Annotated in this window: 10 protein-coding genes; 4 read left to right on the forward strand and 6 right to left on the reverse strand. The window is 67.8% G+C overall.

Annotation, left to right across the window (positions count from 1 at the left end; all coding sequences use genetic code 11):
• The first annotated feature begins 129 nt into the window (after positions 1–129).
• A complete protein-coding gene (locus F8M74_RS04305; protein WP_141257826.1) occupies positions 130–1,773 on the forward strand; it encodes a YifB family Mg chelatase-like AAA ATPase in 1,644 nt (547 codons plus the stop codon).
• A gap of 15 nt (positions 1,774–1,788) precedes the next feature.
• Here F8M74_RS04305 and F8M74_RS04310 read toward each other — a convergent pair whose 3' ends face one another.
• Positions 1,789–3,174: an NAD(P)/FAD-dependent oxidoreductase gene (locus F8M74_RS04310; protein ID WP_141257827.1), complete on the reverse strand. Its 1,386-nt coding sequence runs from the start codon at positions 3,172–3,174 to the stop codon at positions 1,789–1,791.
• Between the two features lie 294 nt (positions 3,175–3,468).
• On the opposite strand from F8M74_RS04310, the gene recA reads away from it, so the two are divergent.
• A complete protein-coding gene (recA, locus tag F8M74_RS04315) occupies positions 3,469–4,497 on the forward strand; it encodes a recombinase RecA (protein ID WP_140788487.1) in 1,029 nt (342 codons plus the stop codon).
• Here the strand turns inward: recA and F8M74_RS04320 are convergent.
• From F8M74_RS04320 to pssA, 4 genes are all read right to left on the reverse strand, one after another.
• The gene (locus tag F8M74_RS04320; RefSeq protein WP_171410151.1) at positions 4,494–5,003 is read right to left on the reverse strand and encodes a DUF1285 domain-containing protein; all 510 of its coding nucleotides are present in this window, start codon (positions 5,001–5,003) and stop codon (positions 4,494–4,496) included. The genes recA and F8M74_RS04320 overlap by 4 nt on opposite strands.
• Positions 5,004–5,060: 57 nt before the next feature.
• On the reverse strand, positions 5,061–6,593 hold the full coding sequence (locus F8M74_RS04325) for a hypothetical protein (protein WP_141257829.1): 1,533 nt from the start codon (positions 6,591–6,593) through the stop codon (positions 5,061–5,063).
• On the reverse strand, positions 6,590–7,855 hold the full coding sequence (locus tag F8M74_RS04330) for a CinA family nicotinamide mononucleotide deamidase-related protein (protein WP_141257830.1): 1,266 nt from the start codon (positions 7,853–7,855) through the stop codon (positions 6,590–6,592). Before F8M74_RS04330 ends, F8M74_RS04325 begins: the two co-directional genes overlap by 4 nt.
• 111 nt (positions 7,856–7,966) lie before the next feature.
• Positions 7,967–8,830, reverse strand: coding sequence for a CDP-diacylglycerol--serine O-phosphatidyltransferase (pssA, locus tag F8M74_RS04335; RefSeq protein WP_141257831.1), 864 nt, complete (start codon positions 8,828–8,830; stop codon positions 7,967–7,969).
• A gap of 93 nt (positions 8,831–8,923) precedes the next feature.
• On the opposite strand from pssA, the gene F8M74_RS04340 reads away from it, so the two are divergent.
• Positions 8,924–10,087, forward strand: coding sequence for an alpha/beta fold hydrolase (locus F8M74_RS04340; protein WP_141257832.1), 1,164 nt, complete (start codon positions 8,924–8,926; stop codon positions 10,085–10,087).
• 40 nt (positions 10,088–10,127) lie between these two features.
• On the opposite strand, the gene F8M74_RS04345 is transcribed toward F8M74_RS04340, so the two are convergent.
• Positions 10,128–11,744, reverse strand: coding sequence for a hypothetical protein (locus tag F8M74_RS04345; RefSeq protein WP_228559547.1), 1,617 nt, complete (start codon positions 11,742–11,744; stop codon positions 10,128–10,130).
• Positions 11,745–12,069: 325 nt separating this feature from the next.
• Between F8M74_RS04345 and F8M74_RS04350 the strand changes: the two genes are divergently transcribed.
• Positions 12,070–12,339 carry an HU family DNA-binding protein gene (locus F8M74_RS04350; RefSeq protein WP_002635502.1) on the forward strand — a complete coding sequence of 90 codons (270 nt, stop codon included), beginning with the start codon at positions 12,070–12,072 and terminating at the stop codon, positions 12,337–12,339.
• The last annotated feature ends 22 nt before the right edge of the window (positions 12,340–12,361 follow it).

Raw genomic sequence — 12,361 nt, forward strand, 5'->3', positions numbered from 1 at the left:
AAACTCAAGCTCCCGAGGCTGGGATGGGCATCCGCCGGCGCGGATTGGCGAGCGCGGGCCTACGCCTGGGGTGGGCCCCGGTACGTGCATTGCTCAAGGACTTCGGGCGGCACGGAGAGAGGACGGGACATGTTGGCGAGGGTGCGGTCGGGGGCGTTGATGGGTATCGACGTGGTGGTGGTGGAGTGTGAGGTCGACATGGCGCTCGGCCTCCCCTACTTCAACGTCGTGGGGCAGGCGGAGGGCGCGGTCCGGGAATCGAAAGTCCGCGTCATCTCCGCGCTGAAGAACACGGGCTTCGAGCTTCCCCAGAAGCGAATCACCGTGAATCTGGCGCCTGCCGATTTGAAGAAGGAAGGCGCGGCGTTCGAACTGCCGATTGCATTGGGCGTCCTAGCGGCGGCGAAGCTGATGGATGAAGCCCCGCTGGAACGGCTTCTCTTCGGAGGCGAGCTGTCCCTGGACGGCACGCTCCGCCCCATCAAAGGAGTGCTTCCGTTGGCGGTGGCGGCGCTCAACGGTGGCTTCGAAGGCGTCATGGTGCCCTGGGCCAATGCCGCGGAGGCCGCGCTCGTCGAAGAACTGCGCGTCTTTCCCGTGAAGACCCTGCGGGAGGCGGTGGACCACCTGACGGGGGCCCGCAGCATCACGCCGTACACGCGGCAACGTGAACCCAGTCTTCTGGCGCCCACGGGACAGGCGCCTGACATGTCCGATGTCCGCGGGCAGGCCGACCTGAAGCTCGCCCTCGAAATCGCCGCGGCGGGGGGCCACAACGTCTTGATGTCCGGGCCACCGGGCTCGGGGAAGACGATGCTGGCGCGGCGCCTGCCCGGCATCCTTCCGGAGATGACGTTCACCGAGGCTATGGAGGTGACGAAGGTCTATTCGGTGCTGGGCCTGCTGGGCGAAGGCCACGCATTGATGCGCGAGCGCCCCTTCCGCGCGCCCCACCACACCCTCTCCGACGCGGGCCTGGTTGGCGGCGGCCTCTCGGCGAGGCCTGGCGAACTCTCGTTGGCGCACAATGGCGTGCTCTTCCTCGACGAGCTTCCGGAGTTCCGGAGGAACGTGCTGGAGGTTCTGCGCCAGCCAATGGAGGAAGGCGTCATCCACCTGGCACGCGCCAACCAGAACATCACCTATCCCTGCCGGGTCATGTTGGTGGCCGCGATGAACCCCTGCCCCTGCGGCTACTACAACGTCCCCAGCCGCTCCTGCACTTGCGGCGAGCAGCGCGTCTTCGACTACATGACGCGCGTGAGCGGGCCCCTGTTGGACCGCATCGACATCAGCCTGCAGACGCGACCGGTGGAGTATCACCACATGGCCCGCTCGACGGTCCAAGAGCCCTCGAGCCGCTACTACCGCGAGCGGGCCCAGGTCGCGCGCGAGCGTCAACGCGCCCGCTATCGTGATGAGCCGGGAATCCACTGCAACGCGCAGCTTCCCGCGCACCTGCTGCGCCGGTACTGCGCCATGAGCGAACGGGCCGAGCACATGCTTCAGCAAGCGGTGCGGATGTTCGGCCTGTCCGCGCGAGCCCATGACCGCATCATGAAACTGGCGCTCACGCGGGCAGACCTCGAGGGACGCGACCGCATCGAGCAGACCGACATGCAGCTTGCCATCAACTGCCGCATGCTGGACCGGCGAGGGGCGATGCAAGGCAAACTTCATGGAGCCCGCCCTGCCCCTGCACCCGAGGACGCCGCCTGGCGGAACACCGGGCCCTCCGGCAGAGCCAGCCCGCTGGAGGACCTGGATGGCTGAGGGCGGCCGTGCGCGTCAGTGCGTCACGGTCGTCGCGGGCTCCGCGTGAGACGCCGTCGTCTGGAAGCGGGGCTCCGGGATGGACGGTGTCTGCCCGCCCTCCGGCAAGGCGTGGGCGGGCTGGAGCCGGTCCAGGCGAGGCGCAGGGCCGGTGATGATGCGCGCCGACTTGCCAAACGTCAGGTACGAGTAGGCCCAGTTGAGCAGCACCGCCAGCCTGCTGCGGAAGCCGATGAGGAAGGTGATGTGGATGAGCAGCCAGGCCATCCAGGCGCCGAAGCCCGCCTGCTTGAAGCGGCGGAAGGCAATGCCCACCGCGTGGCCTCGGCCAATCACCGCGTAGGAGCCGCGGTCCCAATAAGAGAAGGGCTCCATCGGCTTGCCCTGCAACTGGCGGCGGATGTTGTGGGCGGCGTGCTTGCCTTCCTGCATGGCCACGGGAGCAAGGCCCGGCACCGGCTTGCCCTCCGCATCCTTGAGCAAGGACAGGTCACCGACGACGAAGACATCGTCGTGGCCCGGTATGGTCAGCTCAGGAGTGACGAGCACGCGCCCGGACCGGTCGAGTTCGACGCCCAGCGACTTCGCCACCGGCGATGCCGCCACGCCCGCGGCCCACAACACCGTCCGCGCGGGGATGAGCTCCTTGCCGATGAAGACCCCTTGCTCGGTGATATTGGTGACCCGAGCCCCCGTGCGGACCTCCACCCCCAGCTTCTCGAGCGTGCGGCAGGCCTTCTGTGACAGGTCATCCGGATAGACGGGGAGGACTCTGTCCACGCCCTCGATGAGGATGATGCGCGCATCCCGCGGGTCGATGTTCCGAAAGTCGCCTGGAAGCGAATGCCGGCTGATTTCCGCCAACGAGCCCGCGAGTTCCACCCCCGTGGGGCCGGCTCCGATGATGACGAAGTTGAGCAGCGAGCGGCGAATCTCCGGGTCCGTCTCCCGCTCCGCCAGCTCGAAAGCCACCAGGATCCGCCGGCGAATCTCCACCGCGTCCTCGATGGACTTCAGGCCGGGGGCGAACTGAGCCCAGCCGTCATTGCCGAAGTAGGAGTGCGTGGCTCCCGTGGCGATGATGAGGTAGTCGTACGTCATCTCTCCGTCAGAGAGCAGCACGCGCTTGCCGGCGGTATCCACCCCCGTCACTTCCGCCAGCACGACCGCCACCTGATGGGGCCCCACCACCGCCCGGAGCGGCGCCGCAATCTCGCTGGGACTCAGCGTCGCCGTGGCCACTTGGTAGAGCAGGGGCTGGAACAGGTGATGATTCTGCCGGTCCACCATCGTGACACGCACGGGTGCCTTGTAGAGATGGCGGGCGGCGTAGAGGCCGGCAAAACCACCGCCGAGGATGACCACATGGGGCAGGTCTTCGCGCTTTGATTTCGGGCTCACGCACGGAAGATCATGCCTGCCCAGCCCATCTTCAACGCAAAGCGCTATCCGCTATGCCGCCAAGCATGGGCTCCCATGCTTGTTTCTCATGCGACTGCCGGAACGGCTCGCGCACACTCCACACTACTGGACACACAGCCACGCACCCGGACGCTTGTACTCCCGTCTCTCAGGGGGAGAAGCGGGCGGCACAGGCGTTGCTCACCTGTCTGCCCGCCGTGCTGACGGCGCCATGACGGCGTCTCTGGATGCGGCATCCAACACAGCAAGGGCGGCGAGGGAGTGACAGACGCGATGAGCAAGCTGGCGGAGAAGCTGAAGGCGGTGGCGGCGGCGGTAGCGAGCATCGAGAAGCAGTTCGGACGAGGCTCGGTGATGACGTTGGGCGGGGAAGCGCGCGAACAGAAGGTCGCCGTCATCCCCTCCGGCTCGGTGGGAGTGGACCGCGCGCTGGGCGTGGGCGGCTATCCACGGGGCCGTGTGGTGGAGGTCTTCGGGAACGAGTCCTCGGGCAAGACGACGCTCACCCTGCATGCGATTGCACAGGTACAGGCGGCGGGAGGCGTGGCGGCCTTCATCGACGCGGAGCACGCGCTGGATGTGTCCTACGCGCGAAAACTGGGCGTCCGTGTGGAGGAGTTGCTCGTGTCGCAACCCGACACCGGCGAACAGGCGCTGGAAATCACGGAGCACCTGGTGCGCTCCGGCGCGGTGGACCTCATCGTCGTCGACTCGGTGGCTGCCCTGGTGCCACGGGCCGAAATCGAGGGCGAGATGGGGGACGCGCACATGGGCGTCCAGGCGAGGCTGATGAGTCAGGCGCTGCGCAAGCTGACGGGCGCGGTGAGCCGCTCGGGCACGTGCATCATCTTCATCAACCAGATTCGGATGAAGATTGGCGTGATGTTCGGCAATCCGGAAACCACCACGGGTGGCAACGCGCTGAAGTTCTACGCATCCGTGCGGATGGAGATTCGCCGCACGGGCAACATCAAGGACGGTGATGCCGTCGTGGGCTCGAAGGCGCGAGTGAAGGTGGTGAAGAACAAGGTCGCCCCGCCCTTCCAGGAAGCGGAGTTCGACCTCATGTACGGCAGCGGCATCCACCGCGTGGGGGAAGTGCTCGACCTTGGCGTGGCCACGGGTCTCATCGAGAAGTCGGGGAGCCACTTCAGCCTGCGCGGAGAGCGCATCGGCCAGGGCCGGGAGCGCGCCGCCGAGTGGCTGCGCGAACATCCCGACGTGCTGGAAGCGCTGGGCAAGGAGATTACGGGGACTTCCGCCCTGCCCTCCTCGCCCGCGCCGGTGGAGGTCGCGGCCTAGACGGAGGACGCCAACGCGTCCAGTTCGACCGGGACGGCGAGCTTGCGCTGACCGACATTCAGCACGAGCCCGCCGTCGGGCCCTTCCTCCAGGAGCTGTCCGAGTTGGTACTGCGCGTCGCGCGAGAGGCGCGCCTGGGCCCGCCCCTGCTTCACGCGGCAGGACAACACGCCGTCCGCGTCCAGATGCAGGCTGGCGACGTCCAGCGCCTCGGCGGTGCGGTCGCTCAGACGCACGGACACCCGCTCGTCGGGGGTGACGTCCACCGTCCGAACCTCGTAGGCGGCGCCTTCCACCTGGATGAAACACCAGTCGTTGCCAATGCGAAGCTGGTAGCGGCCCGTGTCATCCAGCATGAGCGAGGCGTTGAAGAGCTCGATGATCTTGGGATGGAGGATGGGCTCGTCGTCGTGCCACCAGCGCATCCTGGCGTCGAGGCGAATGCCGCTGTCCTCGCGGGTGTGCCAGCGCTTGCCGGGAGGCGGCTGTCCGGTGGGTGGTTGCATGACGTCTCTCATCTGCGCGTGGAGCGCGAAGGATTCAAGCCCATGAAACGAGGGGCGCTACCAGTTCCGGACAAGTTCCGTGTAGCCGCGGAAAGCCACGGCTCCCCAGAAGTTCACCAGCACGCCAAGCGCCACCGCGGCCATCACCGCCCGATTTCGCAGGGACCAACCCCCCAATGCGAAGAGCAGGAGGAGGTAGGGCGTGTAGTCGAGGCTGAACCGGAAGCCGAACTGCATGTAACCAGTGTTCTGGTAGAAGAGTCCGGGCAGCGCGCACACCGCCACGGTGAGCCACATCGGCCAATGCAGGCGCGGGCGCGTCTTCGGCACCAACAGGAAGACGAGCAGCGGCAGCGTCAGCAGCAGCGTCAGCCCGTGCGGGTCATATCCCAGCTTCAGCGGAGACAAGGACACCGAGGGCAGCTTGAAGAAGGCCGCCTCCAGGTTTCGTGGCAGGTACTCCCAATTGAAGAGCCCCGTGCGGTCGATGTCCGCATTGACGCGGTTGTTGAAGAGGTACGCGTGCCCGAACTCGCTCAGCCGGCCGTAGCGGTAGACGTTGTACGCGGCCGCGAGCCCCGCCAGCGGCGCGGCGCCCAACGTGAAGAGGCCCAGCTTCTTCGCGGCGGGCTTCCAGTTCCGCGCCAGGGCCTTGAGCTGCGCCAGGCGAGGCTCCGGCCCGGGGCACAGCGCCTCCAGCACGAAGAAGAGCCCCGTGAAGAGCAAGGGCGTCCGCGTGAGCGTCGCCATGGAGAAGAACAGGCCCGCGAGCAGCGGACGATGCGCCCGGACGGAGTTGCGCACGTAGAGACAGGTGAGCGCCACGCCCATCACCTCGGCGCTGAACCAGACCTCTCCCCGGATGGCGCAGTAGAAGAACAGGGTGCCGAAGGCGAGAATGAGCGCCAGGGCCACGTTCTCGTTGCGGTTGCGCTCCGTCTCCCCTTCCTTCGCCAGGAAGCGCAGCAGCGAGAAGAAGAGCGCCACCGCCAGCGCACCGACGATGACGCCGAACGAGGTGTCGTTGAACTGGTAGCCGTGCAGTGCGACGAAGGGCAACATCGCCACCGCGGGGAAGGACGGGAAGCTCACGAACCAGCGGTCCGTTGGGAGCGGGCGTCCGGTGCAACGGACCTTGTCGCCGTTCACCATGCGAACGCAGGCCCAGTCCTCCATGTTGGGCAGCACCTGCGGGTCCACGTCCAGCCGCCCCTCCATCCATGCCTGGGCCTGATAGACGAAGTGAGGCGCGGCGCTCTGGCGCAGGAAGCGCTGGGAGCTGAAGCTGGCGAGCACCACGAAGGCGACCACGAACAGCACCACCTCCACGCGGTAGGCGGACAGCCACACACGCGCGACGTTCAGCGGCAGGCTTCCCGACACGGGGGTGCCCGGTGAGGACGCGGGCGGTGACACCGAAGGCGAGGCGGCTTCGGGCTCGGCGGAAGGGACTGGCGCGCTGGCGGCTGCGGGCCCCGCATCCTGGTGCGAAGCGACGGGCGCGACAGCGGGCGCTCCTGACGCAGCCGGATTGGAAGCTCCCGGCTCGGAGGAGGACGGACGGGGGTGCTTGGACTTGGAACGGCTCATGGGGTAGCGGGCGCGGCGAGCAGGTGCTGCCGCAGCATTTCAAGCGTGTGGGAAGCGGCGAACAGGCGCACGCGGTCGCGGTCGCCGGTGACAGAGATGCGCTCACAGCGGGTGGGCACGCCAGGCGCCGACAGCGCGCAGTACACGGTGCCAACGGGGTCCTCCGGCGTGCCGCCGCCAGGGCCCGCGTATCCCGTCACCGACAGGCCGTAGGTCGTGCCGCAGGCATCGCGCACGCCCTCCGCCATGGCCTCGGCCGTCTCGCGCGAAACAGCCGTGTGCCGTGCGAGCACGTCGGGAGGAACGCCCACCCATGCGGATTTCATCTTCTCCGAGTACACCACCGCGCCGCCGATGAAGACCTCGCTGGAGCCCGGCACGGCCGTGAGCTGCTGGGCGATGAGGCCGCCGGTGCAGCTCTCCGCCACCGCCAGCGTGGCGCCCGCCCGACGAAGCGTTTCGAGGACCACCGCGGCGTACGCTTCCGAGTCCACACCGAAGAGCTTCGTGCCCAGCATCTGGCGGCACTCCACCTCCACGGCGGCGAGCGCGGCATCCGCCTCCGATTGGGAGGAGGCCTCCGCCATCAGCTTCAGGTGGTTTTCGGGGGCGTGGGTGCGGAAGCCGAACACGATGAGAGGATGCCGGGGTCCCATGGGGGCAACCGCCATGTCGAGCTCCGACTCCGGGATGCCCACCGTGCGCAGCAGCCGGAAGGCCCGGTAGGTGCGCTCGGGGCGGGCGTCCAGCGTCGCGCGGATCCGCGGCAGCACCTCGCCTTCCAGGAGCGCCTTGAACTCACGGGGCACCCCCGGAAGGAAGAACAACTGGGCGCCACCCAGCTTCATCACGACGAGCGGCGCGGAGCCCTCGGGATTCCTCACGGGCTCGGAGCACCGGGGGACGCGGGCCATGCGCAGGGCGCTCAGGTTGGGCGACAGGCCTCGCGCGGCGTAGCGCTGGTGCAGCCAGTCGAGGACCTGGGCATCCTCCTCCAGCGGCACGCCCGCGGCCTCCGCGGCGCATTCGAGGGTGAAGTCGTCCGCCGTGGGCCCCAGGCCCCCCGACACCACCACCACGTCCGCGCGCGACGCGGCTTCCTTCAGCGCCTGGGTGATGTCCGGCCGCACGTCCCCCACCAGGACCACGCGCTCCACCTTGACGCCAAGGTCGAAGAGGCGGGCCTCCAGGTACGTGCTGTTCGTGTCCGTAATGAGGCCGGTGACGAGCTCGTCACCGGTGCACAGCAGCTCGACGCGCATGGGCCGCGCATCCTAGCGGCAGCCGGACGGCTGGGCACGGACCGAAGCGCATCCAAGCCGCAACGCCCCCTGGTCTGGAAGGGGGCCGAGCGGGAAACAGCGTCCTCCAGGTCAGAGGTACGCGGGCCCGTCATTGCCCTGGCTGGACTCCGCGTCCTCTTCTTCCTCGTCGTCGATGACCGTGGCCACCGCGACCGCGGCCGCGCAGGGGGCCGCCACCTTGCGAGCGACCAGCCGGCTGCGGACCAGCACCGCCGACTCCACCAGCCCCAGCGCGAGATAGGCGCCGCAGCACGCCACCAGCACCCAGGCCGGGTGCAACTGCGTGGCGATCACCGTGCCGCCCACCACCACGAGCATGAAGGCCAGCGCGCTCTTCCGGTTGGGCCGCGTGTCCTTGAAGGTGCGGTAGCGCACCGTCGACACCATCAGCAGCGCCAGGCCCGCCACCGCCACCGCCATGGGCACCACGGCGCTCTCGGCCAGGGGCTCCCCCTGCGTCGCCGCATGGTGGGAGATGATGACGGAGACCAGCATGCCGGCCGCCACGGGGATGGGCAGGCCCACGAAGAAGCTGCCACCACCTCCGTGCGGGTTGCGCGCCGCCAGCACGTTGAAGCGCGCCAGACGCAATGCGCCACAGGCCGCGAAGGAGAACGCGATGAACAGCCCCACGAAGCCCAGGGGCTCGAGCGCCCACTTGTACACCAGGAGAGAGGGCGCCGCTCCGAAGGAGATGACGTCCGCCAGACTGTCGAGCTGCACGCCGAAGTCGCTCTGCGTCTTCGTCAACCGGGCCACCCGACCATCGAAGCCGTCGAAGAACATGGCGAAGAAGATGGCCAGGGCCGCCTGGTACAGCTGCACCGGTTCGGCGTCCCCCGTGCACAGGGTGATGGCGTAGAAGCCGCAGAAAATGGACGTGACGGTGAAGAGATTCGGCAGCACGAACATCAGTTTCCGCAACTTCATCATTCCCTCGACTTCCTCTGATAGCCGTGACTTCCCGGCGGCAGGACGGCGGGTGAACCGACCTTAGCAGGGTTTTATTTTTGGGAAGGAGGATGCATGGACGCTTCGCGGTGGGTGGTGTGGGTACTGGTCGCTGGCGTCGCACTCGTTCTGTGGAACGTCCTTTGGGTCGTGGCCGTGCGGCGATGGTACCGACCCAGGGCGGAGTTGCCCCAGGTCCTCCGCGCCCGCTGCGAGGACGGATGGGAGCTGGTGATTCACGCGCGACGCGCGGCCGTGCGCCGGTTCGAGGAGCCCGTGCTGCTGTGCCACGGGCTCGCGGCGAACCGGTTCACCTTCGACTTCGAGCCCCCCTACTCCGTCGCGCACTACCTGGCCGAAGCGGGCTTCGACTGCTTCAGCGTCGAGTGGCGCGGCACCGGACACTCACGCCAGCCGCCTCGAGGTCGGAGGTACACGGACTTCACCATCGACGACCACATCCTCCAGGATGGACCCGCGCTGTTGGAGCTGGCGTTGAAGGAGACGGGTGCGAAATGCGCCTTCTGGCTCGGCCATTCCCTGGGCGGGTTGGTGGGCTACGGCGTCGCACAAGGCCCGCACGGGGAGAAGCTTGCGGGGTTGCTCGCGCTGGGCGCTCCCGTGCACTTCAAGTCGGAGCCCTTCCTGCGCACGCTCATCTCCATGGGCGTCCGTGCCGCCTGGCCCGCACGCTTCCGCCAGGAGTGGATGAGCGCCAGCCTCGCGCCCTTCCTGGGCTACATCACCCTGCCCCTGTCGGACCTGCTGGTGAACCCCGAGCACATCCCCCCGCGCATCCAGCGGCAGGTCTACGCGAACATGATGTCGTCGATGAGCCGCAAGGTGCTGCTTCAGTTCCAGGACTGGATTGAGCACGACATGTTTCGCTCCTTCGACCGCACGAAGGACTGGCGCGCTGGCATCGCACAGCTCCAGCTTCCGCTGCTCGTCATGGGCGGCAGTTCGGACCGGCTGGCCACGCCGGCCAACGTGGAGTCGCAGTTCGCGCTCGCCACCGCGCCCGACCGCACGCTGCATATCTTCGGCACGGACCATGGCGACAAGATGAACTACGGGCACGGGGACCTCATCTTCGGCACCGGCGCGCCGTCGGAGGTCTATCCCGTCATTCGCGAGTGGCTGGAGCGACATGCCTCCGCCCTGCCCGCCGCCATCACCGACCCCGCTCCCGACCAGGTGGAAGAGGAGCCTCGCGAGCCGGAGCGCTCCGTCCCGTGAGCATCCAGCGGGATGGAGCAACCGTTGCGGTCGTGCCGGTTCACTTCGGACTGGCGTGGACACAGCGCGCCGACAGGCCTCGCGTGTCCTCGGAGCGGAATTTCTTCAGGTGCACCTGCGTGGCGCCCTCGCACTCCGCATGGACGAACCCCGTCTCCAGACCACTCGCGGAGAGGGATTCCACACGCAGCTCGCCGTTTCCCAGAGCGCCCAGCGCCGTCGCCGCCCCTTGAATGTCCACGTTGGCGGCGTTCATGCGCGCCAGGGTGTCCGTCAGCAGGCCCACGTGCCCGCAGGTCTCCAGCTTCGCGCCCCGCAGTGACACGCGGGCATTCTGCGCCGCGAGGACACACGCACCCTGTGCATCGCGCACCACGACGCCCTCCACGTCCGCTTCGACCTGACGCAGGTGCAGGCCATCCCCGGTGACACCGTCCGCCGTGTGCACCCCGCGGATGTCCACGTCACGGAGCCGCAGCTTCCCACGCAGCGCCATCACCCCGTACTCGGCGGCGCCGTCCACCCGAACGCCCTGGACGTCCAGGTCCCCGCCCGAGAACTGAAGCCCGCCATAGGCGCCGCTGTCCCGCACCACGATGTCCCGGAGCCGGACGCGTGACATCAGCAGTCCCATACCGGCCCGAATGGCTCGCACCGACGTGAAGCGGTGCACGTCGAGCCTGCGTGCTTGCATGGAGGACACGCCGTACTCGTGCCCCGTCACGGAGACCTCGTCCAGGATGAGGGTGCCGTCCATCACCGAGAAAGCCGCCGCCTGCCCACCTTCCGCGGTGGAGCGACGCACCTCGGCGTACGCACCGTCCACGCCGACCGCTGTCGCGGAACCCGTGAACTGGAGGTCCTCCAACGTGGCCCGCACGTCCGCGCCGCGCAGCCGCACGGCTCGGCGGTAGGGGCCGGTGAAGGTGCTCGCTCGGATGTGGGCCTCCACGATGGCTCCGGCATGTCTCGGGCCTTCCTGCTGCGCTCCAGCGCCCGTGGCGGCCTCGCTGTCGTGAGGCGAGTGCATGGATCCGTCCGTGTTCGACAGCACCTCGGGCTTGGACGAGGCGTCGCGCGGTGCCGATTGCTCGCCGCCCTCCGGAGACGGGGCCCGTCCACTTTCCAGCAGCACCCCCACCATGGCCGCTGGCGCCGCTTCGAACCGGCTGTCCTCCACTTCCAGCCGCCCGGCCTCCACACGCACCGCTCCCGTCACCTGCCCGCTGAAGCCCACTCGCGCCAGCCGGACATGGCCGCCGTCCGTGCTCTCCAATCCCCAAAGCCCACCCTGGACCACCAAATCCGACAGCTCCGCATCTTTACCCACCTGAATGGCCGTGCGAGCAGCGCCCTCCGCTTGCAGCACCACCCCCGGCCCCTGCCCCTCCACCCGAACTCCGGGTGGGATCAGGAACGGCCCTGTGTAGCGCCCAGGAGCTACCCGCACGGTCAGGGCTCCGGGCCGCGCCAGTGCCTCGCCCAGCTGGCGCAGCGGGCGCTCACGCGAGCCGTCGCCAAGCTCCGCACCAGCCGCGTCCACCCAGAGGGTGCCGGGGGCCGGGGACGACGCGGCCGGTTGCGCCTCGCGATGCGAAGGGCTCCGACAGGCGCTGGCGAGCAGCAGGATCAAGGGCAGGGAGGTTCGAAAACGCACGCAAGCAAGCATCCTAGCGCCTTCCCGCCGGGGCTCACGCGAACGCGATCAGCCCCCCTCCGTAAGCGATCAATATTCCAAAGACTTTCCTCAAAACACGATCACACACAGCTTTTTTCCAATTCACCACGGATGGGTCGCGATGATGTATCGGAAGCGACGCTCCACACTCTTCCTACGCCCGGTATTTCAGAGGGCCAACTTTTCGTCTGGAGGCCGATTTTCCGGCTCCAAACCGCGGCCGGCATTGACAGGCAAAAGAGCGATTTGTTACCACCGGCCGGGTTAAAGCACTTCAAGGCCAGACAACGGACGGAGGGGCGTAATGACCAAGGCAGAACTCGTCGAGGTGGTGGCGGCGCAGACACGTCTCACCAAGAAGTCGGCGGCGCAGATCCTCGACATCGTCTTCACCAATATCGGTAAGGCGGTGAAGAAGGACGCCCGCTTCAGCTACCCCGGCTTTGGAACCTGGTCGGTTCGGTCGCGCAAGGCTCGCAAGATTCGCAACCCCCAGACCAACGAGATGATGAAGCTCAAGGCGTCGAAGACGATCGGCTTCCGGCCCGCCAAGGAGCTGAAGAACTCCCTCTAAGCCATCGCTGAGGGATTTCGCG

Origin of the sequence: Myxococcus sp. CA023 (genome assembly GCF_010998615.1) — a bacterium.
Taxonomy (GTDB): domain Bacteria; phylum Myxococcota; class Myxococcia; order Myxococcales; family Myxococcaceae; genus Myxococcus.